At 65.6% G+C, this 21558-nt stretch carries 17 protein-coding genes and 2 pseudogenes; 2 read left to right on the forward strand and 17 right to left on the reverse strand.

Annotated elements, in window-relative coordinates; all coding sequences use genetic code 11:
* Positions 1–16: 16 nt before the first annotated feature.
* The 17 genes and pseudogenes from HIV01_RS04575 to HIV01_RS04650 form a co-directional block, all read right to left on the reverse strand.
* Positions 17–1030: a polysaccharide biosynthesis/export family protein gene (locus HIV01_RS04575; RefSeq protein ID WP_200605161.1), complete on the reverse strand. Its 1014-nt coding sequence runs from the start codon at positions 1028–1030 to the stop codon at positions 17–19.
* 292 nt (positions 1031–1322) lie between these two features.
* Positions 1323–2093 carry a YdcF family protein gene (locus HIV01_RS04580; protein ID WP_200605162.1) on the reverse strand — a complete coding sequence of 257 codons (771 nt, stop codon included), beginning with the start codon at positions 2091–2093 and terminating at the stop codon, positions 1323–1325.
* 4 nt (positions 2094–2097) lie between these two features.
* Positions 2098–3159, reverse strand: a complete 1062-nt coding sequence (locus tag HIV01_RS04585; protein ID WP_200605163.1) for an EpsG family protein — start codon at positions 3157–3159, stop codon at positions 2098–2100.
* Complete coding sequence (locus HIV01_RS04590; RefSeq protein ID WP_200605164.1) at positions 3156–3998, reverse strand: glycosyltransferase family 2 protein; 843 nt, start codon at positions 3996–3998, stop codon at positions 3156–3158. The genes HIV01_RS04585 and HIV01_RS04590 overlap by 4 nt, the downstream gene beginning before the upstream one ends.
* Positions 3995–5224: a polysaccharide pyruvyl transferase family protein gene (locus tag HIV01_RS04595; RefSeq protein ID WP_200605165.1), complete on the reverse strand. Its 1230-nt coding sequence runs from the start codon at positions 5222–5224 to the stop codon at positions 3995–3997. Before HIV01_RS04595 ends, HIV01_RS04590 begins: the two co-directional genes overlap by 4 nt.
* Entirely contained in the window at positions 5221–6528 is a 1308-nt protein-coding gene (locus tag HIV01_RS04600; RefSeq protein WP_200605166.1) for a lipopolysaccharide biosynthesis protein, read from the reverse strand. The genes HIV01_RS04595 and HIV01_RS04600 overlap by 4 nt, the downstream gene beginning before the upstream one ends.
* Positions 6525–7688: a glycosyltransferase family 4 protein gene (locus HIV01_RS04605; RefSeq protein ID WP_200605167.1), complete on the reverse strand. Its 1164-nt coding sequence runs from the start codon at positions 7686–7688 to the stop codon at positions 6525–6527. Before HIV01_RS04605 ends, HIV01_RS04600 begins: the two co-directional genes overlap by 4 nt.
* 252 nt (positions 7689–7940) lie before the next feature.
* Positions 7941–9158: a right-handed parallel beta-helix repeat-containing protein gene (locus HIV01_RS04610; RefSeq protein WP_200605168.1), complete on the reverse strand. Its 1218-nt coding sequence runs from the start codon at positions 9156–9158 to the stop codon at positions 7941–7943.
* A 261-nt stretch (positions 9159–9419) separates the two neighbouring features.
* On the reverse strand, positions 9420–10535 hold the full coding sequence (locus HIV01_RS04615) for a right-handed parallel beta-helix repeat-containing protein (RefSeq protein WP_200605169.1): 1116 nt from the start codon (positions 10533–10535) through the stop codon (positions 9420–9422).
* Complete coding sequence (locus tag HIV01_RS04620; protein ID WP_200605170.1) at positions 10519–11982, reverse strand: asparagine synthase-related protein; 1464 nt, start codon at positions 11980–11982, stop codon at positions 10519–10521. Before HIV01_RS04620 ends, HIV01_RS04615 begins: the two co-directional genes overlap by 17 nt.
* Before the next feature lie 4 nt (positions 11983–11986).
* Positions 11987–13321 (reverse strand): polysaccharide biosynthesis tyrosine autokinase, encoded by a 1335-nt coding sequence (locus HIV01_RS18110; protein ID WP_245156913.1) that lies wholly within the window; start codon positions 13319–13321, stop codon positions 11987–11989.
* Between the two features lie 283 nt (positions 13322–13604).
* A pseudogene (locus HIV01_RS18300) lies at positions 13605–14246 on the reverse strand (Wzz/FepE/Etk N-terminal domain-containing protein); the annotation flags it as partial.
* Positions 14247–14358: 112 nt separating this feature from the next.
* Complete coding sequence (locus HIV01_RS04630) at positions 14359–16776, reverse strand: UDP-N-acetylglucosamine 2-epimerase (RefSeq protein ID WP_200605172.1); 2418 nt, start codon at positions 16774–16776, stop codon at positions 14359–14361.
* 272 nt (positions 16777–17048) lie between these two features.
* A complete protein-coding gene (locus HIV01_RS04635; RefSeq protein WP_200605173.1) occupies positions 17049–17492 on the reverse strand; it encodes a low molecular weight protein-tyrosine-phosphatase in 444 nt (147 codons plus the stop codon).
* Positions 17493–17517: 25 nt separating this feature from the next.
* Positions 17518–18363 (reverse strand): annotated as a pseudogene (gene ligD / locus HIV01_RS04640) (non-homologous end-joining DNA ligase); the annotation flags it as partial.
* Between the two features lie 187 nt (positions 18364–18550).
* Positions 18551–19060 (reverse strand): DUF2306 domain-containing protein, encoded by a 510-nt coding sequence (locus tag HIV01_RS04645; RefSeq protein ID WP_200605175.1) that lies wholly within the window; start codon positions 19058–19060, stop codon positions 18551–18553.
* A 184-nt stretch (positions 19061–19244) separates the two neighbouring features.
* Positions 19245–19946, reverse strand: coding sequence for a pirin family protein (locus HIV01_RS04650; protein WP_200605176.1), 702 nt, complete (start codon positions 19944–19946; stop codon positions 19245–19247).
* A gap of 113 nt (positions 19947–20059) precedes the next feature.
* Between HIV01_RS04650 and HIV01_RS04655 the strand changes: the two genes are divergently transcribed.
* Together HIV01_RS04655 and HIV01_RS04660 are read left to right on the forward strand one after the other, a co-directional pair.
* Positions 20060–20980, forward strand: a complete 921-nt coding sequence (locus tag HIV01_RS04655) for a LysR family transcriptional regulator (RefSeq protein ID WP_200605177.1) — start codon at positions 20060–20062, stop codon at positions 20978–20980.
* 116 nt (positions 20981–21096) lie between these two features.
* Positions 21097–21534, forward strand: a complete 438-nt coding sequence (locus HIV01_RS04660) for a DoxX family protein (RefSeq protein WP_207527089.1) — start codon at positions 21097–21099, stop codon at positions 21532–21534.
* Positions 21535–21558: the final 24 nt, after the last annotated feature.

The following is a 21558-nucleotide window of genomic DNA, read 5'->3' on the forward strand; positions in this document are numbered from 1 at the left end:
GTTGCCAGGCCGTGCGTCAGTTGCCGATATCGTTTCCGGCCGCGGCGGCGTTGGCGATGATGCCCGACAGCGGCAGCAGCTGCGACAGGAAGCGGTTCCAGCGCGTCACACCGGCCGGGCCGACCCAGACCACGTCGCCGGGGCGCAGCGAGAAGCTGTTGCCCAAGGCGAACGCAGCCGGCGACTTGGCGTCGAGGTGGTAGACGGTGGCCGGCGTCTGCGTCATCTGTTCGATGCCGCGGATCACATAGACCGCTTCGCCTTTCGACGTGACCGGGTTGAGGCCACCGGTGCGACCCAGCGCCTGGGTCAGGGACATGTCGGTGGTCTTGAAGGTCAGCGCCTGGGGACGCAGCACTTCGCCGACGACGTAGACTTCCTTGCGATCGTTGAACGGCAGGAACAGGCGATCGCCGGGCTTGAGGAAGATATCGGGAGCGACCTTGCCGTCGCGATTGAGCGCGTCGAGGTCGAGCGGGTAATCGCGACCGTCGCGCGTCAGCACGAATCCGGCCAGGTCAGCCTGCTCGACATTGATGCGGGCGCGACCGACCGCCTGCGACAGCGTCAGCGGAACGGTGGTGAATTCCTGCGGCGCGGTGTCCTCGAACGCGCCCTGTACTGCGACGCGACTGCCATAGCCGACCACGTTGATGTCGAGCTGGGGATTGCGAAGGTACTGCGCGAGTCGACTGCTCAGCGTGCTGCGCAGGTCCTCGATGGTCATGCCGGTGACGTTGATCTTGCCCGCGTAGGGATAGAAGAACGTTCCGTCCGGTTGCACCAGGCGGCCGTTGGTGACGGCCTGCTGCTGGTTACCGGCGGGGCTGGTCAGCTCGGGGTGGTCCCAGACCGTGACCAGAATGGTGTCGCCGGGGTGGATCTTGTAGGACTCGGTACGGTAGTTCAGCAACTCCTGCGGAACCTGGACCGCTGCCCGCTGTGGCGCCACGGTTTCGGCGGTGATCGGCACCATGCGTACGTCGCTGCCTCCCGCAACCTGCATATCGCCCGACGACTGCCGGCTCATCTGCTGGCCAGGCACACAACCGGCAGAAACAATCACGGCCGAAGCGATGGAGCTGGCTAACGCGACTCTCTTGATCGTGCTTCTTACAATCATGCTGTTCAAGGACTGGCCCTCATGTCGTTGGCAAGCGCATGGAGAACAAAGCACGCAACGCGCATACATTGCGAACCACACATGGGATCCTAATGGCGGCATCGACGATGAAGCGTGATTATGCGAATGCCTGGTGCAACGGCGTTCAGTGTGTTCAACCGCACCGAAACAAATCAGTGAAACGTGACGTGCTGCCAGTTCAGTTCTGTATACGAACCATCAACAAACCACCCATTTCCTTGAACGCACGCCCACTGCGCCACAGCGCGCTGCGGGACGGGAACCAGCGTTGCTTCCATGTAATGCGTCGCGCTCGTTCGGGAACGGATACCGCGATAGCGTCGATCCCTTCGCTGCGGAACTGCTCCATGGCGCGGGGCATATGTAGGGAAGACGTGACCAGCAGGACGCTGCGTGCCTCGCGTCGACTGAGGATCTGCGCGGTGTAGCGGGCGTTGTCGCGGGTGTTGTGGCTGCGCTCTTCCAGCACCAGCGCCGACGACGGAATGCCCAGGCGCTCGATGGCGGTGGCCATCATCCGCGCTTCGCTGCCGTTGCTGCCTTCACCGCCGTTCTCGCCGCCGCCAGACAGGATCACGATCGGCGCGCGGTGTGCGAGCCACGCGCGCGCACCTGCTGCCAGCCGGCTGTTCTCGAGATCCTCGGCACGGACATCGGGGCGGTCAAGCCAGCCATAGCGCATGCCGCCACCCAGAACGACGATGGCATCCGCACGCGGCAACGACGCCTCTTCGACAGGCGGATAGCGTTGCTCGACGCGGCCGCGCAGCCAGTCCGATGCCATCGGGATCGACCACACCGCCGACCACGCCATCGCCATGGCGAAGGTCGCCACGGCGCCGCGGTGACGACGCAGGAGCAGCAGCCCCAGTGCCAGGACTATGAGGCACAGGCTCAGGGCAGGGGGGTAGGTGAGTGCGACGATGAGTTTCTGCAGCGATTGCGACATGCGGTCAGATCACGATCTCGTTGTTGACGTAGTAATAGAACACCGCGCACGACAGGACCAGGCCAAACCGAAGCAGCAGCGGGTGGCGGAACGCCGGCAGGCGGCTGTGGCAGATCACCGCGGCCACGATCAGTGATACCGACAGCCATGCCGGCAGCAGATAGCGGTTGGAGAAGAAGCCCCAGCCGATGGCGAAGAACGGCAGCAGCATCACCAGATAGATGGCGGTGCTGTCGCGGATCTTCGTGCGGAACTCGGGCTTGACCAGTGGCGACAGCGCGTGTGGTAGCGCGTACCAGAAGATCGAGAACACGGCGAAGTCGATGCGCACGCCTGACCGGTAGTGGCTGTTCTCGGTGTAAGTCATCACCAGTTCGTACAACGAAGGCACGGCGGCCCTGACCATCGCCATCGACACGCCAGTGACGTACAGGATGAAGCCGGCCACGGCGACCAGGCGCTGCGTCCGGGGCCCCAGCAACAGCACCGGCGCGAACACCAGGTACAGCAGCGAGGACATATGCAGGCTGCTGGCAATCAGGCCGAACAGCGCGAACATGCCCCAGCGCCGCTGCTGGAACGACAACAGCGCGGTGAACACCAGCAGGGCCGCCAGGCCCTGGCGCACCGCATTGATCGAGGCGTTGACGAACATCGGCGACACGAACAACAGCAACAGCGACACGCTGAGGAAGGTCAGGTAGCCGCGGTCGTCGCCAAGCGCGCGGAAGTACTGGCGGGTGGACACGACCACGGTGCCAAGCATCAGCGCGAACAGCGCGGTCTGGTAGCCGGTCACGCCGAGGCCCAGTTTCCACAGGGCGATGCTCAGATAGACGAAGCCCGGCTCCAGGCGCGTCTCGATCGATTCCCGGCCCAGTGCTTCGAAGAAGCCGGCGTAGGTCAGCGTATCGGTGCCGATATCGGGCGAGCGCGTGCCGACCAGCCAGCAACCAAACGCGGCCACGGCAGCCAGCAGCAGCACGCTCAGTACGGTGGCGCCGACGCTGTCGGCCGCCCGGTGCTGGCGAACATGGAAGGTGGTCAGGCCGTCGACCGTGTTCATGATGCGGCACTCAGTGCACGCCATCGTCGCACCGCTGCAAACAGGCGCTGGCGGGCCTTGCGGACCAGCCCGAACGAGCGGGCAAACAGGTGCTCGGGCAGCGTGACCATTCCCTGCCGCAGCAGCTCCAGGCGCGCCTGGCGGCCTGCGCGATGCATCGCGGCGAGGTCTTCACTGAGGCCGCCGGCGCCATAGTTGGCCTTGTGCCAGTAAGCCAGGGTCTGGTCGAGCTTGGCGCAACGGAACCCCGAGAATCCGATCTGCCCCCACAGCAGGAAATCCTCGACGCGGCGGAAGTCCTCGTTGAAGCGGAATGGCAGGTCGCGGCGCAGCACCACCGATGCGGTCGGGAACGGATTGCTCAGCAGCAGGCGCGCACGCGGCACGATGAACGTCCGAGCCGTGCGTGGCGAGGTTGGCGCGGGCTCGGCGCGGTCGCGAACTTTCATCGGATGCGCGAGCAGGGCGATCTCCGGGTCCGCCCGCAGCGCCTGCATCTGCAGTTCGATCTTGGTCGGAGCCCAGGTGTCGTCCGAATCCAGGAAGGCAATGTATTCCTGCCTGGCGCGCTGCCAGCCGGCATTGCGCGCACGCGATGGACCGCCGTTGTCGGGCAGGGCAATGACCTCGACCCAGCCGCGCGGGTAGCTGGCGGAAAGGAAGTGCAGCAACTCGAGCGTGCCGTCATTGCTGAAATCGTCGACCAGCAGCACCTGCGCCGGTGCGACCGTCTGCGCGGCGATCGAAGCCACCGCGTCAGCGATGGTGTCCCCACAGCGATAGCAAGGCACGACCACGCAGATCGGTGCTACGGAAGGCGAGGCGACTTCGCGGTTCATGGCACCATCCCGTGGGTTCCCGGAGCGCTTCCCGATCGAAGGTCGACCCCTCGATTGGGCCGCGCCCGTTGATTGCTTGACCAAGGTGCACATTGGAATATGTCCTGGGCCTGCTGCGCGTATACGGACGGTGAAAGCGCCGGTTGCGCATCGGGATCGTTCAGCATCGTCGTGATGGCGGCGACGAGTTCGTCACTGCCATGAAGCTCGCCGCTAACGCGCAGTTGCGGCGGAAGGCCGACGTCGTCGGCGAAATCCCGGCACTTGGGGTGGTAATCGATGATCGTGAATGGCACGCCGCACAGGTAGGCAACGATCGCCCCATGCAGACGCGCACTGATGAACGCATCGCAACGGCAGATGTCGCGGACGATGGCGAGCGGATCATCGCCGCGATACAGGCACAGGTCGGCATCGATGCCGCGCGCGCGCAGCCGTGACTGGATGTCTTCGGCGAGCGCCTGGTCGCCATGGTGCGGATGGCCGTTGAGGCTGAACACCTCGACCTGCAGCGGGGTGTGTAGCGCAATGGTCGCCAGCGCTTCGATCATGGCGTCCTGCCATGCATCCATCGTGGGGGCGGGGTGGTCTGGGCGCGGGCTGTAACGACAGGGTGCAATGCCGATGTGCAGCGGTCCGCCGTGGTCGGCGCGCATGCCGATGCGGGCCGATCGGGTCGGAACCAGCAGTGACAGCAGGCCGGCCAGGTCGCGGCCGTGATGGGTGACACGGTCGAGTCCAAGGGTGAGTGCGAGTTCGTAGGAGCGGCGGTCGCGCACCGATAGGTAAGAGAAGTGGCGGGCGTACTCCGCCACGATTGCCTCGTCGGCGCGATCGGCGAAAGGACCGATGGAAACGCCCACTGCCGCCAGCTGCAAGCCTCGTTGCCGATTGGCCCAGAGCATCAGGGGCTTGCGGAACGATTCGCGAGCGGTGATGACCGAGCCGCCACCCATCACCAGCACGTCGTTACCGTGCACGCCGCGGGCGAAGCTCAGCAGCCGGCTGCACTTGCCCGCGGCTCCGCTGGCGCCGTAGAGGTCCAGCGGGAAGCGTCGCGGCCAAGTGCTGCCACCTTCCAGATCCACGAGCGTGGGCCCTACCAGGGTCGGTTCCGCGTTCCAGTACAGTCGCGAGGCGGTGCTGCAAAGGACGCCGAACAGATCGTCGCCGAAGTTGCGCATGCCGTAGTAGCCGGTGAAACCGACCCGAAGCGCGTCCGTCATGATGCGCCGGCCTCCGGCCGCCTGATCCGCCGCACGCCCAGGTACATGAGCAGCAGCAGCGTGGCCTCGGCCACCACCGTCGCCCAGGCCGCGCCGACCGCGCCCAGGCGCGGGATCAGCAGCCAGGTCAGGGCTACGGCGACGACGGTCGCCACCAGCATCGCCAGCACGCGGTAACGCATGTGGTTCGCGGTGAGCAGTGCCGATCCGACCGACGTCGAGAGGAACCGGATCGGCGCGCAGATCGCGAGAATGCTCAGCAGCACCACGACATCGGCATAGGCAGGACCAAACGCGATCGACACCAACATCGGCGAGAGAAGCCAGAGCGCCAGGCCGGTGAGCAGGCCCATCGCCAGCATCGCCAGGTTGCCTAGTCGATAGACTCGCCAGAACTGCGGTTTGTCATGCACGGCCCAGCGGTGAAGGCGCGACAGCAAATACTTCTGATAGACCGTCGCGGGGAACAGGTACAGCGCCGACATGATCGCCAGGGCGACACCATAGTGGCCGGCCTGCGCGTTGCCATCCAGGTACTTCAGCAGAACCGTGCTGACCTGGAAGAAGACCGGGTAGAGTGCTGCGGCGACCCCGTACGCCCAGGCCTGTGACCACAACTGCCACGTACCGGGCGTCTCAAGGGATGGCGGCGGCGCCCGGCGGGGGCCGTGACCGTTCAACTTCATCTCGCCACGATTCATCGCGGCAAGTTGCGGCATCGCCGTGGCCGCGACCAGCAGCGCCACGACGCCGTAGCCCAGTGCGACCTGTCGCGCGCCGATGCCGGCGATTCCGACTGCCAGCAATGCCACCGCCAGGCGGCCGGAGGGCATCAGCAGTTGCCAGCCGGCGAGGGCGCGGTGGCGCTCTTCCAGGCGCAACTTGCTGCCTATCAGGTCCACCGCAAACACGCCGATGATGACCGGGGTGAGCAGCAGCAGCGACGCGCGCGTGTCGGCATCCACCGGATTGCCCCACAGCGCCCATGCCACCACGCCGGCGATGGCCACCATCGTCGTGACGAAGGAAAAGCGCAGGGCCGGGCGAAGCCAGCGATCCGCGGCCCAGCCTTCGCTGCCGTAGGCCTTGAGGCGAAACTGCGAGAGACCGAATCCCGCCAATGGCGCGATCATCGTCACCGTTGCCAGTGACGATGCGAACAGACCGTACTCGGCCGGGCCGAGACGGCGCGCCAGCACCACCTGAGCGAGGAACACCATCACCGTACCGGCCAGCGTTGCCAGCCAGAGCAGGGAAATCGCCATTGCTGCCGGGCGCCAGCCGTGCGCGACCATCGTCTTCATCCCGTCACGGTGGCGCGCGCCTGCAGCGGCACGGTCAGCAATTCCTCGTACACGTCCAGCGTGCGCCGGATGACCAGTCGCTCGTCGAAGTGGCGCAACGCCTGTTCGCGGGCACTGGCGCCCAGTCTTGCAAGCAGTTCGCGATCGTCATCCAGGCGCGCGAGCAGGGAGGCCAGGCATGCCGCATCGCGCGGGGGCACGCGCAATCCGTCCTCGCCATCGCGGGTGACGACCTCGCGGCAGCCGGGAAGATCGGTGGTGATCAGCGCCAGTCCGGCGGCGGCGCCTTCGATCAGGCAACGCGGCACGCCTTCGCGGTAATAGCTGGGCAGGGCCATGACGTCGACGCTGGCCAGCAAGCCTGGCATGTCCTCGACGTGGCCCAGCCACTGCAACAGGCCTTGTTCGTGCCACGCCCGCGCTTCCTCGCGCGTGATCGAGCTGGGATTGCCGGGATCGGGAGTGCCGGCAAGGAGGAACTCGATCCTGCGCCCTTGCTGTTGCAGGAGCCTGGATGCCTCGGCGAACTCGCTCACGCCCTTCTCGCGCAACAGGCGCGCCGCGAGAAGCACGCGCAGCGGTTGCGTAGTGTCGGCGCGCGGGCATGGCCGGAAACGCTCGGTATCGACCCCGGAGCTCCTGATCAGGCGGATCTTGCTACCCGGGACCAGGCGCGCGTCGGTCAGTGCCTGCGCATCGTCGGGGTTCTGCAGGATCACGCGCGAATGGCCATGGCCGAGGCTTGCCCGTATCAGCATGCTGACCACCGGCCTCAGCATCCGCGCCTTGGCGCTTTCGCTGGCGAACACGTAGCCCATGCCCGCTACTGCGTTGACCACCGCCGGAACGCCGGCGACGCGCGCGGCAAGAGCGCCATAGACGGCGCACTTGACCGTGAAGTTGTGCAGGAGGTCGGGCTTGTGCGTACGCAGCACCGTCACCAGCTCGCGCAGCGTGTGCATCTCGCGAAAGGGATTCAGGCTGGCCCGGTCCATGGACAGCTGGCACCAGGGGATCCCATGCTGATCGAAGCGTTCGCCGAACTCGCCTGGCGGCGAGACCATCACGACATCGGCACCGTGCGCCTTGAGCTGCAGCGCGGTCGACAACCGGAAGTTGTACAGATACCAGTCGGTGTTGGCGAAGAAGACGATACGCATCGGCAAGCGGAGTGCCGTACATCGCAGTGCATTCTTACTGTTCGCGATGCAGCGGGCACTGTTCGATGGGGGGATCTGGATTGTATCGATGCCCCCTTACCGGGCTGTAAACGATGCGATCACTTTCCACATCGGCGCATGAACGAAACCGGGGGCGACGCGCGCGAAAGTGGCGGAACGGGGTCCGCATATGCCTTAGAAAAAGGAACGGCCGACATTGTCGGCCGTTCCATGACGAACATTTCAGTGCGGTTACTTCGCGTACTGGTTCGTGGTTACGCGCAGGTCGACGCAGTCGGTGGTGGCCTGGATGTGGGCACCGTTGCCGTTGTTTCCGCCGACCAGGCCGGTCATCGACACCAGCGGGTTGGTCGCGGTGTTCACGCCGTGCATGCGCGTGTGGTTGTTGCGGAACGTATTGCCGCTCACCTGGAAGGACTTGGTCGTCGAACGCAGCATCACGCCCATCAGGTAGTTGTGCTGGAACTTGTTCTGGGCGATGTAGCCGCTCACCGGCGAGATCGTCAGGACGCCGTAGCCGCCGTTGTACTCGACCGTGCAGCTCTTGATGGTGACACCGGAGACGCGCTTGTAGACCTGGATGCCGTTGCCCTGGTTCTTGCGGACCAGGCAGTTCTCGATGTGCACCGTGGTGGTGGTGCCTGCATCGTCGGCATCAGGCTCGATGTCGATGCCGCAGCCCGGGGCGATGCCGGTGTTGTTGCTGAACTCCGAATCGTAGACCTTGATCTCGCTGGAGCGGCCGATCGAAAGGCCCTGGCGGCGATTGCCGGTGGAGACGACATTGGCGATGACCACGCCCTGCGAAGGGATGGCCGGCTTGCCGGTGACCATGGCGCCGCCGATGGAGATGCCATCGCCCCAGCACTTGGACAGGTGGATGTCGCGGATGGTGACTCGCGAGGAACCGCGGACCATGATCGCGTGACCCCACTCGCCGGTCGTGCCGAGGTGGTTGTCGCGGTCGCCGATGATCTGGCCGCCCGAGATTTCGACGTCGCTGACCTTGTAGACCATGACCACATAGGCGCGATCGGCGCTGTTGCGCTTGGCTGCGAGGATGGCACCGTCGGCGAGCTGGAGGTGCATGCGGCTGCGCAGGCGCAGATTGCGGGTCGGGTCGATGACGTAGGTGCCGGCCGGAATCAGGATCGTGCCGCCGTCGGACGGCAGCGCATCGATTGCCGCCTGGATGGCAGTGGTGTCGTCATGGATGCCATCGCCGTAGGCGCCGCGATTGCGGACGTTGAATACGGCCGAGCCGCGAGCACGAACGGGAGGGTTGTACGCCGCCTCGACGGTACTGCCGGTGGCTGCCAGCGCCCGCGACATGCCGGTCGCGGTCAACACGCCAGGCACTGCGGCAAAGAAGGATCGGCGGAGGAATTCTCGACGGCCGTTGTGGCCGTGGTCGGATGCGCGCGCGGCGCGCTTGGATCTGTTGTTCACTTATTGGGCTTCCTGGGCCAGCCCCTGTCCGGCCTTCTCGATGAGTGGTCGGCGACATGGGCCGCCGATTCGTCACGCCACGATCATTTTCGTGACTCGAGCGAATCTAGCGCAGCGATGCTTAACTGCAGTTGCTGATTGTCGTAAGTGTGCGCGGGCGCAAGGAAATTGGCCTAGCTTGTTCATGTTGAACCGCATTCAAGTTGATGACTGCGGGTTCATTCATGTAGCTGTAGCGGCACATGCGCGGAATCGAATGGATCAATTCCGGTATCGATTGTCGTCGCCAACCTGAATCGACTGCGTCTTCTCGGCGATCGAAACGTGGCGGTTGCGCGTGAGCGGCTTGCTCGCTCTTGCGCTGCGGGCCGGCCCGTTTGCCGCGAAATCGTTGCCGGTGACGCTGACGTTGCGCGTGCCAGGCCGCAGGCCAATGCCGCCCAGGCCGTTCTGCCGGATCTGGTTGCCGGTAATGACGCAGTCTTCGGCGGCGATGGCCAGAACGCCATGGCCGCGGTTGGCTTCGATCGTGCAGTCGCGGATCGTGATGTTGGATGCGCGCTTGTAGAGCTGGATGCCGGCGCCTTCGTTCCTCATCACCTGGCAGTTGGCGATGACCACGTCGCTGGCGATGTCGCCGGCATCGGGTTCGACGTCTATGCCGCAGCCGGGCAGGGTGCCACCGGTGTCGGTGAAGCTCGAGTCGTAGACGCGGACGTGGCGCGAGCGCCCGATGGTCAGCCCCTGGCGCCTGTTGCCGACGCACTGGACCCGCGCGATCACGACATCCCGGCTAGGTACCACGACACCGTCGATCTTCGAGCCGCCAATGGAGATGCCGTCACCCCAGCAATGCGAGACATGCAGGTCGTGCACGGTCACCTTCGAGGCGCCGCGGATCATGATGCCGTGGCCCCATTCGCCCCCTGTTCCAAGGTGTGAGTCACGCTCGCCGATGATGCGCCCGCCGGAGATCTCGACGTCGCTGACAGCCTGTGCGTTCAGCACGTATGCGCGCTCGGCCGCATTGGCCTTGGCGATCAGGCGCGCACCCGCGGCCAGTTGCAGGTGCATCCGGCTTCGAAGCCGCACGCTGCGCACCGGGTCGATCAGATAGTCGCCCGCCGGCACCAGCACGGTGCCGCCGCTGTCCGGAAGCGTGTCGATGGCGGACTGGAACGCATCCGTGTCGTCGCGGCTGCCGTTGCCGAGCGCACCGTGGGTGCGCACGTCGATGCGTGCCGGCCCGCGCCCGCGCACCGTGACATCGGCGGCCAAGCTCGCCAGCGGTGCCCACAACGGCATCACCAGCAATGGCAGCACGCAGTTGCGCAGCAATCGCCGTCGCCCAAGGTCCATGTCAGTGCTGCGCCGCATGCGCTCGCGCCGGGGCCGGGCGATCGGCACCAGGCGGTGCGGCCACTTGCCGGTCCGTCCGCCGCCTCGATTCCAGCCACGGCAACACGATCGCCAGCAGGTAAAACTTTGATGCGTGGTACTTGTTGTCGAGCCGCTTGCGGTTGCGCTCCAGCCAGGGAGCGGCACCGGGCAGGATGTCGGCCGCCTGCCGGGCGAACTCGAAGACCTCGTCGAAACGCTGTTGCGCCAGGCCACGGACGTCGAAACGGAAGCTGCCCTTGCTTTGCACGTACGGAAGGTCGCCGAAGCGGGTGGCGATGTGTTGCCTGATCAGCAGCTTGTTCATCTTGGTCTTCGGATCGACCTTCTCGTAGCCGGGAACCTCGCGATGGATCCACTCACGCAAGGCCAGGTCACAGAATGGATAAGCTGCCTGCAGCGACAGTGCACTGGCGGTGTACAGGCCCTTGGCAAAGGCACCGGCCGAACCCGCAATCGAGGTCGACATGTCGCGCCATTCGGCCGGGCTGGTGGCCGATCCGATCTCGGCGAGGAACAGGTCCAGGCGCTGCCGGGACTGGCCTGCGATCTGGCGGCCAAACAGTTCGTCGACCTCGTCGTTGCTGAAGCGCGAGCCGGGGAAGGCCCGCTCGATCGGGTTCATCTGCAGGGTGCTGAGCAAGTAGCAAAGGCGGAAACTGCGGTCGACCAGAGGCAGCTCGGCGATCCGCGGCGACAGGCTGAAATCGCGTGCGAGCCGGGCCAGCATGTGCTGGCGACGGCTCATCGGAGTGCCGAAATAGCTGTCGGCGCCGAGTCCGTCGATGATTCCGTCGCCGCCCCTGGCGGCGATTTCGGTGCCCAGGTCGACGCAGGAGAGCAATGCGAAGTCCGCGGTCAGCAACGGCATCCTGTCCACCACCGCCAGGTAACGGTCGTAGGCACGGCCGGGATCGCAGACCAGGGATTCGTGGCGCAAGCCGAGGGTGCGGGCCACCCGCGTCGCCGACTCGACTTCGTCCTCCTCGCGTCCGCCGAGATAAGTGATGCACGTGGTATCTGGCCGGACCTCGGCGAGCGCGATGGCGAGCGTGGTCGAATCCTTGCCCCCGCTTTGCAGCAGCCAGGGCGCATGCATGTTCCCGCAGCTTCGATTGACCGCATCGCACAGCCGTCGGTGGTAGCCGAGCACCCAGTCCTGGTGCGAACTGGGTTCTTCGGGAACCTCGCCGGCGTTGCGGAACTTGAAGCGAAATTCCGGCGCAGTGTGCATGTCGTCGTACGGGCAGAACCCGAAGGTCACCAGGCGCACGCCTTGCAGGATCGAGAACGGGGGATAGACGAAGGCGTTGCGCAGCAGATCGGCCACCGACACCAGGTCGACCGGCGGCGATGCGGATGCCGCCTCCAGCGGGGTGAAATCGGGCGTGCCGTAGTACGGCGACATCGTGATCTGGGTACCCATCAATTCACCTCGCCGCCGACGGGTTGCGCAATGGCTGGTAGTCGTAATAACTGTAGGTGTACTGGCCCGAGCCGCGCTTCTGCACGGCGTTGAAGATGGCGCCACGGACTTCGACGCCGTTCTGCTCCAGCCGTTGCTTGGCCATCGCGATCTCGCGCTGCTGGTTGTGGCCCCAGCGCACGACCATCAGGCAGGTGCCGACATGGTGGCCGATCACGGCAGCATCGGTGACCGCCAGCACCGGCGGCGTGTCGATGATGACCACGTCGTAGAGCTTGGCCAGCTCCTCGAGCATGGAGCCGAAACGCGGATGCATCAGCAGTTCGGACGGGTTCGGCGGAATCAGTCCGCGCGAGATGAAGGTCATGTTCTCGGTGCCGGGCACCTTGCGCAGCGCCTGCTCCAGGTCGATCTGGCCCGAGATCAGTTCCGAAAGTCCGCCTTCCGAACGCACGCCTATGGCGTGGTGCAGGGTGCCGCGGCGCATGTCGGCGTCGATCAGCAGCACGGTCTGGCCGGCCTGGGCAATGGTCACCGCAAGGTTGGCGCAGACGAAGGTCTTGCCAACGCCAGGACTCGGCGCGGCAATCATCAACATGTTGTTCTTCATCTCCAGGCGGGTGAAGTGCAGGCTGGTACGCAGCGTGCGCAGCGCCTCCATCGCGAGGTCGGTCGGCGCGCGCAACGCGAGCAGGCGCTGCGTGTCGCGGCGGAAGTGGCGCGGACGCGTGGCGATCTGGTGGCCCTTGGCGCTGAAAGGAATCGAGGCGTAGACCGGCAGGCCGAGCAGTTCGATATCGGCCGGGTCTTCGACGCCGCGCCTGAACATCTGCCGCAGCAGCACGAAGGCGACCATGAACATCGCACCCAGCAAGGTGCCGCCGGCGACGACGAGCAGCGGCTTCGGCCAAGCCGGGCTGTCCATGTTGACGTCGGCCGAATCGATCACCCGGGCATTGCCGATCGCGCTGGCGCGGGCGATGTTGAGCTGCTGCGCCTGGTCGAGCAGGTTGGCGTAAGTCTGGTTGGTGACTTCAACGTCGCGATTGAGGCGGAACAGGCCCTGTTGCGTATCGGGCAGCTGGCTCAGGCGCGACAGCAACCTGGCCTTCTCGGACTGGAACTGGCCGATCTGGCGCTGCAGCGACTCATATACCGGGTGCTCGGTGGTGAAACGGCTGGCGATGTCGGCGCGCTGCACCAGCAACTGCTGGATGCTCGCATCCAGGGCGATGCTCTGGTCGAGCAGGGCCTTGTTCTGGACGGCGACGTCGAGCGTGCCGGTGCGGCTCTGGAAGTCGTTGAGCGCGGCCTGCGCATCGGCCAGTTCGCGGCGCACGTTCGGCAGCTGCTCGGTGACGAACTGCAGGCGCTTGGCCGCTTCGGCCGAGTTGCGCGCGACGTTCTGGCGCGAGTAGGCCCTGGGTGATCTCCTCGAGCACCTGCTTGGCACGGACCGGATCGGAGTTGGAGTACGTCAGGGCGATCACGCCGGAATTGCGGCCCTGTTCGGTGACCGTGATCCTGCTCTTGAGGTCGGCCATGATCGCCATCGGGTTCAGGCGCTTGACCTCGAAACGCGTGCCAGGGTTGGCCACGATCGCCTTGACGTCGATGGTGACGCCGCTGCCGCTGACCGGGCCTTGTCCGGCGCGACCCTCCAACAAGGTCTTGCCGTTGGGATCGAGCAGCGCGAAGCGGCCACGGTCGGCGGCGATCAGTTGCAGCGGCAGGTCGATCAGCGTCTCGGGCAAGTCCAGCCTGGCCAGCGTGAGCTTCTCGCCACCCCAGCCGTACCCGTTCAGGCCGAACAGCGGCGTTGACAGTGCATCGGGCTGCATCAGCTGTTGTGCGCGCGCCGCCAGATCGCCGATCACCGGCAGGCGCACGGGCTTGGCCGACAAATCCAGATCAAGGCGCTTCATCGCCTCGCCCAGCACGCGCCGGGATGTCAGCAATTGCGTTTCCGTGGCCGTCGGAGAGTCGGCCGACGGCGGCGCCTGTGGCGCGTTGCCCGCGTTGAGGCCCGGAACGGTGGGGAGACGGCTCTCGACCTCGACGACCGCATTGGCTTCGTACTGTGGGGTCGCCAGCAGCACGTAGATCGCGCTGGCGGCGAAGAACAGCATCGTGCCGAAGAGGATCGACCACTTGTTGTCGCTGAGCGTGGTCACCATGCTCGGAATGTCGATGTCGTCTTCCCGGATCGTGGTGGCGGGCAGCGGATGGGTGAGTTCCGCCCTGGTTATCAGTTGGGTAGCCATGTCTCGTCACCGTTATGTAGGAAGGGGGGAACAACCACAAGCGAATAGGAGGTGGCAGCGCGCATGCGCCAAGCCGCTGCAGGTGTAATGGGCGGCGCGTACATGCCTTGCATCACGATGCCTCGTAGGCGCTGCCCATACCGGCATGGCTGGGGCCTGAGTGGTTTGGCGAACCTGCGTCCCGCGACAGGGTTCTTGTTGTGGAATCTGCAGGACGCAGGACCGCCAAGGCATCAGCGATGCGCACGCACGCATCGCCTTCGTCGAGTCCACCGGCGTTGATCGCCTGTGGGGTGCGCGGCTGCTCGCGGTCGATCAGGTGCAGCAGGTTGTTGCAGATCGAGACCGGATCGGTGCCGAGCAGGTGGATGCGACCGTTGCCCGGGACGTCGCGCTCGGTCTGCAGAGCCAGCAGCGGCACGGACATCGCCATGGCTTCGACTTCGATGTCGCGGTGGACGAAAGCCAGGTGTGCCCGCTCCAGCAGGTATACCGATGCCAGGTAGTCGGGCTGGGCGATCCAGTGGAAGTTCGGTGGCGCCAAGGTCGTTCCGCCCCATGCGCACGATTCGGCGCATACGACGTCGATGTCCGGCCGCTCCATCGCCACCTCTTGCAGCGCCTGCGCCACTCTCCCGACGTGTTCGCGCGCGACGCCGTCGCAAAGCATCAGCAGCATCGTGTGGCCGCGACGCAGGAAGGCGTAGCGCTGGCGCAGGTCGGTGCGGCAATCGGCGTCCCATCGCAGATGCGACAGGGCCGCGCGCAGGGTATCGATTGCGGTGTTGCCGGTGACCAGGACCCGGTCGGCCGACACACCTTCGGCGATCAGCTGTCGACCGGTGGTCGCGCTTGGCGCGACGTGCAGGGCAGCCAGCGACCGCGCGATGCGTCGTCCCGGGTCGTCGCCGGGGATCTGCGCTGCGGCCGGTCCGCTGTCGATGCACACCACCGGCACATTGCGGTAATGCGCGGCCAGCGTTGCCGCCAGCGTCGCGGACGTGTCGCCGGGCACCAGCACCAAATCAGGCTGGAGTCTACTCATCAGGCGCTGCAGGCTTCCCAGGGCGTTCGACGTGGTTTCCACCGGATCCTCGCCGCGGGCGACGTCGAGTTCGACATCGGCGACCAGGTCGAACAGGCCCAGCACCTGGCTGGCATTGTTCTCGGGAAGGGAGGTCACGCACACCGTCGATTCAAAGCGGGCGTCGCGCGCCAGTTGCTGCGCGATCGGCGCGATATGGACGGCATCGGGAGAATCGGCGAGGACGCAAAGGGTCCTGACCGGTTCGAAGCCCCGGTCGGCGTCTCCGACATCGTCGTTGGCGGCGTCGCGATTGTTGCGTTCGTCCTTGGCGCGATTGTCCTTGGCGAGTTCGTCGAAGGAGGTGTCGACATCGTCGAAACGTGCAAGCTCGTTAACGAACATGGGCTCGTGGTCGCTGCCGCCCCAAGTCGTGGCCAGGCCAACGCCGTTGCCGGGGAGTGACGATGGCATCGCGGCGCGAACCCTGGCCAGCAAGGCGGGAGTGCCCCACACGTGGGCGCCGAGGGTTGCAAAGAACGCCACCAGGCTCACCACCTCGGGAATGTCGCGCAGCAGGTAACCGACCAGCACCAGCAGACCGCTCAGTCCGAGCATGGCAAGCAGTGTGGCGCGCGGCTTCAGGCCGGCGTCGAGCAGCAGGTGGTGCATGTGCTGGCGATCGGCGCGGAACGGCGAGCGCCCCATGCGCATGCGCCGGTACATGACCGCGGCGGTATCCATCACCGGCAAGGCCACGCACCACAGCACATCCACCGGCGCCAGCCGCTCGATGCGCTCGTGGCTCATGTAAATCAGGCTCCACGCGATCAGGAACCCGATCAGCGTGCTGCCGGCATCGCCCATGAAGATCTTGCGGCCGTCCGGCCACCCCAGGTTGACGAACAGGTAGGGGATCAGGGCGAAGAACAGGACCTGCAGCAGGAACACCACGCCCGGCATCGACCACGGGCTGTCGTCAAACAGCATGACTGCGCCAATGGTGACCATCGCCACCGTCGCGGCCAGGCCATCGATGCCGTCGAGCATGTTGAACGCGTTGATCAGGCCGATCACGGCGATGATCGTGAAAGGAATCCCGAGCATTCCCAGGCCGAGACGGTCGCCGAACAGGTTTCCGAGGTCCTGGATGTAGTAGCCCGAGGTTGCGATCACCAGTGCGGTCGCGCCGGCTTCCACCAGCAATCGGGCCCGAACGCTCAGGTCGCTGGCATCGTCGAGCGCACCGGCGACGACGATCAGCGCCGACGCCGCCATCAGGCTGGTCACGAACCCATCGAAGTAGCCCAGGTAGCTCAGGCCCACGACGGTGCCGATGAAGAAGCACAGGCCGCCGATGAGGGGGATGTGGCCGCGGTGGTGCTTCCTGCCGTTGGGCTTGTCTACAAGTCCCATCCGGCGCGCCCACGGCCGCATGGAGAAGATGGAGAAGAGCGTGACGGCCAAGGCGATGGCACTGGCAGCTACTAGCTGTGGATCCTTCATGCACGCACCTCGGGTAAAGCCTCGGGGTGTTGATTCCGTGTGCATGTGCACCCACAACAACCACATCGCTCTGGCGCGAGAATCTTCGTGCTTGTGGGCATCCAATGCCGATTCGCGCGCCAGTACCGCGTCGAATCTAGGTGCGAGTTGTTGACGGAGAGATGAAAGCAAGCTCCGTTGCTGAGCAAGGATTCAGTTCGATGAACGGTTCACTTGATATAGACAACGATGAAGCGAGTTGTCGGAATGAATCGCATCGTGGCCAGATAGGATCACGGGCGTGCCACTGTCAGGCGTGATTTCCATTCATCGATAGCAGCGTCCATCAGCGTGTAGGCGAGATCGAATTTCTCCTGCGAACGGCCATACGGATCGGCGATGTCGCTGCCTCCGGACCAGCGCGACAGCAGGAACACGCGCCCGCGCAGTGCAGGCGATAGTGCCAGCAATGCGGCCACGTGGCGCTTCTCCATGGCCAGGACCAGTTCGGCGCTGTCAAGGATTGCGCTGTTGATCTGGCGAGCCATGTGGTCGCTGGCGCTGATGCCATGGGCAAGCAGCGTCCGCTCCGCCGCAGGGTCGACCGGGAAGCCTTCCATGGCCGCCAGCCCAGCCGATTGGATATCGAGATCAAGCCCGCGCTGGCGCAGCATTGCCGCCGCCATGGGGCTACGGCAGATGTTGCCTTTGCAGACGAAGAGGATGCGACGCGGCATCTGCTGATTGCCCGCAACGGTCCTGTCAATTCGCAGGAATGATCTGGCGCACGCGCGAGAACCCCTCCCACGGATCCTCCTTGAGCGAATCGGCGCGGCGCGCCGCCTTGCGCATGTCGTAGGCCGAGGGCTTGCGGACCTGCGCCAGTTCCTCCCAGCTCAGCGGCATGCATACCGGCGCACCTGCGCGCGCGCGCAAGGACCAGCTGGCGACGCTGGTGGCGCCACGCGTGTTGCGCAGCCAGTCTATGAAGATGCGCCCTTCGCGCGCGGCTTTCGATGCCGTGGCCACGAAGCGCTTCGGCGTTTCGGCGACCAGTTGGCCGGCGAAGTTTTCGCAGAACGCCTTGGTCTGTGCCCAATCGGCCTTGGGACGCACGGGCACGACGACATGCAGCCCCTTGCCGCCAGACAGGCGCACCCAGCTGCGCAGCTTCACGTCGGCCAGGCGGTCGCGAATGTCGCGAGCGGCCGACTTCACCGCGCTCCACGCGATTCCCTCATCCGGATCCAGGTCGAAGACGAGACGATCGGGATGTTCGACATCGTTCGTTCGCGAGCCCCAGGGATGGAACTCGAGCGTGTTCATCTGCACCAGGTCGAGCAGGCCGTCGACGTCGTCGATATACAGGTACTCGCCCGTTCCAGAGGCTTCGTCCAGCGTGATCGAATGCACGCCCGCACCGAGCGAGTCGGCATGGTGCTTCTGGAAGAAGCAACTTGCGCCGGCCCCGTCCGGGCAACGCAGCAGCGAAAGCGGACGTCCGACCACGCCTGGCAGCATCCAGCGGGAGACGACGGCGTAGTACGCCGCAACGTCGCCCTTGGTGATCCCGGCGTCTTCGAAGACGACGCGCTCGGGACTGGTCAATCTGCGTGGGGTCATTGCATGCGGCCTCACCTGCAGGGAGCCAGGCTGCCGGAAGGCAGCGATGGCCGACTGTCCCGTGGACCGTGTTGGCGAATGGTGAACGCCGCGATCCGCGATTCAGGCTGGGCGGGCAGGGCGGGGCGCGATGGCACCGGAGCCATCGGCCCCGGTGCCGTCCTTCGCCAGATCAGGTCAGCCGGGTATCGACCGCCCGCGGCGACAACTTCCGCACGCGCAGCACCTGCCACACGGCCGCCACCAGGAACACGACGAAGGCCGCGCCGATCGGCTGCCTCAGGCGCGGGTCTTCGATTCCACTGGCCCACGGATTTCCGACCGGCACGCGAATCAGCGTTTCGGTGAATCCGGGAATGAAATGGAAGAACAGCGCGATCAGGTACGACACCACGGCGACATGGCGCCAGAACCCGCCGCGGGCGCCGCGACGCTCACCGAACCATCCAAGCGCCAGCACCGCCAGGGTCAGCAGGCTCAGCACGTGTGGCACGCCGAAGCCGCCGTGGCGGAAGATGAACAATCCCGTCACCGCGGTTGCAGCGGTGAGCCAGAAGAACGCACGGCCAGATCCTGAAGCCATGTCGATCTGTCGATGGCCGATCAGCGCGGCAAAGCCGGCGACCACGGCGATCAACCCGAGAATGGTATGGACCCAGCCGAGAGGCGTGATGTTGAGCATGCCGACACCCTTGTCTGTAGTTGCGATGGGAAGGAACGCAAAACAGGTGCAACCGGGACGCGGTTGAGGTCGGCCCGGGACGAGGCGGCAGGGCCGCCCGGCAGGTGCAGCATAACCGCCAGCGAGGGCGCTGGCGGTCGCACGAAAGGCGATGACGGCATCGTCGCCGTCATCGCAGGTGCCGTCAGGCGGCGGTGTCGACCAGCACCAGCTCGACGTCTTCCAGCGCGGTCACGGTGAGCGTGCGTTCGTTGCGGATGGCCGCGCCGTCGCGTTCCTCGACGCGGACACCGTTGACCTCGGCCACGCCCTTGGCGGGGACCAGATAGCCGAAACGGTCCTCGCCCAGTTCGTACTGCGCCGTTTCACCGGCGGCCAGGGTAAGGCCGAGCACGCGGGCATCGGCACGGATCGGCAGCGCATCCTCATCGCCCTGCGCGCCGCTTGCCAGGACCACGAAGCGTCCGGCGCGGTCGCCCTTCGGGAAGGGCTTGGCGCCCCAGGTCGGCGCGCCACCGCGCTGGTCGGGGATGATCCAGATCTGGAAGATCCGGGTCGTGCCGGGCTCGAGGTTGTACTCGGCGTGCTGGATGCCGGTGCCAGCGCTCATCACCTGGACGTCGCCGGCCTCGGTGCGGCCACGGTTGCCCAGGTTGTCCTGGTGCGTGATCGCGCCTTCGCGGACGTAGGTGATGATCTCCATGTCCGAGTGCGGGTGCGGTGGGAAGCCGGTGTTGGCGGCGATGGTGTCGTCGTTCCAGACCCGCAGCGCACCCCAGCCCATGCGCTGGGCGTCGTGGTAGCTGGCGAAGGAAAAGTGATGCTTGGCGTCGAGCCAACCGTGGTTGGCTCCACCCAGGCCGTTGAAGGGGCGACGCTCGATCATGGTGCTGCTCCTGTGGGGGTTGCCCGGTAGGGAATTGGGTTGGCCGACAAGATAGGCCTCCCCGAACAGGTTTAGAATGGAACCAATCGAAAAGTATTGTTTCCATTATTGACATGCAGAAGCTGCCCGACCTCGAAGCCTGGGCGATCTTTGCCAAGGTCGCCGAAACCGGCTCGTTCGCCCGCACGGCAACCGACCTGGGCCTGTCGCAGGCCACCGTGTCCAAGGCCATCACCCGGCTGGAGACGCGGTTGAAGACGGTGCTTTTCCACAGAACCTCGCGGCGGATGTCGCTGACCGAGAGCGGTCGCGGCGCACTCGAGCGCGCCACCCGGATCCTCGCCGAAGGCGAGGCGGTCGAAGCCGAGATCACCGCCCAGGCCACCAGCCCGCGCGGGCTGGTGCGGATGGCAGTGCCCATGTCGTTCGGCATCGCACATCTGTCACCAGTGCTGCCGGAGTTCATGCGCCGCTATCCCGACATCGCCCTCGAAGTCGACTTCGACGACGGCTTCGCCGACCTGGTCGGTGGCGGCTTCGATCTCGCCCTTCGGATCTCGGCGCTGGCCGATTCCAGCCTGCTGGCGCGCCGGCTCTGCGGTGTCCGCGTGCTGCTGGTGGCCACGCCGGAGTACCTCGACGCACGCGGCCGGCCGCGCCATCCGCGCGAGCTTGCAGACCACAGCGCGTTGTTCTACACGCTGTCGCGCTTCGGCAATGCCTGGCGTTTCCAGCACCGCCGCCATGGCGATTTCTCGATCAGCGTGCAGGCACCGCTGCGGGTCAACAATGCCGAAGCGATCAATCCGGCATTGCTCGCAGGGCAGGGACTGGCGCTGCAACCGGAGTTCCTGGTGTGGCGCGAGATCAAGGCGGGCAAGCTCGAAGTGGTGATGCCGGACTGGTCGCCGCCGCCGATCGCACTGCACGTGGTGACGCCGCCCGGTCGCGTGCGTCCGGCGCGCGTGCAGGCACTGATCGACCATCTCGTGCGAAAGTTCGAGAAGGCACCGTGGGCGGACCGCAGCGAATGAACATCAGCGGCGGATTGCGTTAAGCCGGTGTGACGACAGGGAGCCGATGAACCTGCAAGCCCGGTCTTGCCGGTCTTCGGCGTTGGAGCAGGCAGGAAGCCGCTGAGGAGTGCCTCATGCACGTTGCCAAGGGTTGGTGGTGGCTGGGCCGTATCGGCCTGTGCCTGCCTTATGCCTCGAGCGGCGTGTCGAAGCTGCTGGACTTCCCGGGAGCGGTAGCCGAGCAGGCGCATTTCGGCATGGTGCCACCGGCGCTGTACGCGGCCGGCGTGATCGTCGTGCAACTGGGCGGCTGCCTGGCCGTGCTGTTCTGCCGCGGCCGATGGCGGGCAGGCGGCGCAATCGTGCTGGCGTTGTTCACCATCGCGGCCACGGTCATCGGACACAAGTACTGGACGATGGCGGGCATGCAGCGCGTGCACACGCTCAATTCTTTCCTCGAGCACGCCGGCCTGGTTGGCGGTTTCGTCCTGATCGCCGCGCAGGCTTTGCACAGGGGCGGTGTCGGCGGCGACGAGGAGGAAGAAGAGGAAGAGGAAGAGGAAGAAGAATGAGGCCGGCACGGATTGCAACCGTGC

Source organism: Lysobacter arenosi (assembly GCF_016613475.2).
GTDB lineage: Bacteria > Pseudomonadota > Gammaproteobacteria > Xanthomonadales > Xanthomonadaceae > Lysobacter_J > Lysobacter_J arenosi.

What these genes read in the sequence shown, in the direction of transcription:
- HIV01_RS04575 (WP_200605161.1), bottom strand. Translation starts at nt 1,030, where the DNA reads ATGAGCCGGCAGTCGTCGGGCGATATGCAGGTTGCGGGAGGCAGCGAC.
- HIV01_RS04585 (WP_200605163.1), bottom strand. Translation starts at nt 3,159, where the DNA reads ATGAACACGGTCGACGGCCTGACCACCTTCCATGTTCGCCAGCACCGG.
- HIV01_RS04615 (WP_200605169.1), bottom strand. Translation starts at nt 10,535, where the DNA reads ATGCGGCGCAGCACTGACATGGACCTTGGGCGACGGCGATTGCTGCGC.
- HIV01_RS04650 (WP_200605176.1), bottom strand. Translation starts at nt 19,946, where the DNA reads ATGATCGAGCGTCGCCCCTTCAACGGCCTGGGTGGAGCCAACCACGGT.
- HIV01_RS04620 (WP_200605170.1), bottom strand. Translation starts at nt 11,982, where the DNA reads ATGGGTACCCAGATCACGATGTCGCCGTACTACGGCACGCCCGATTTC.
- HIV01_RS04645 (WP_200605175.1), bottom strand. Translation starts at nt 19,060, where the DNA reads ATGCTCAACATCACGCCTCTCGGCTGGGTCCATACCATTCTCGGGTTG.
- HIV01_RS04605 (WP_200605167.1), bottom strand. Translation starts at nt 7,688, where the DNA reads ATGCGTATCGTCTTCTTCGCCAACACCGACTGGTATCTGTACAACTTC.
- HIV01_RS04660 (WP_207527089.1), top strand. Translation starts at nt 21,097, where the DNA reads ATGCACGTTGCCAAGGGTTGGTGGTGGCTGGGCCGTATCGGCCTGTGC.
- HIV01_RS04655 (WP_200605177.1), top strand. Translation starts at nt 20,060, where the DNA reads ATGCAGAAGCTGCCCGACCTCGAAGCCTGGGCGATCTTTGCCAAGGTC.
- HIV01_RS04600 (WP_200605166.1), bottom strand. Translation starts at nt 6,528, where the DNA reads ATGAAGACGATGGTCGCGCACGGCTGGCGCCCGGCAGCAATGGCGATT.
- HIV01_RS04630 (WP_200605172.1), bottom strand. Translation starts at nt 16,776, where the DNA reads ATGAAGGATCCACAGCTAGTAGCTGCCAGTGCCATCGCCTTGGCCGTC.
- HIV01_RS04590 (WP_200605164.1), bottom strand. Translation starts at nt 3,998, where the DNA reads ATGAACCGCGAAGTCGCCTCGCCTTCCGTAGCACCGATCTGCGTGGTC.
- HIV01_RS04595 (WP_200605165.1), bottom strand. Translation starts at nt 5,224, where the DNA reads ATGACGGACGCGCTTCGGGTCGGTTTCACCGGCTACTACGGCATGCGC.
- HIV01_RS04635 (WP_200605173.1), bottom strand. Translation starts at nt 17,492, where the DNA reads ATGCCGCGTCGCATCCTCTTCGTCTGCAAAGGCAACATCTGCCGTAGC.
- HIV01_RS04580 (WP_200605162.1), bottom strand. Translation starts at nt 2,093, where the DNA reads ATGTCGCAATCGCTGCAGAAACTCATCGTCGCACTCACCTACCCCCCT.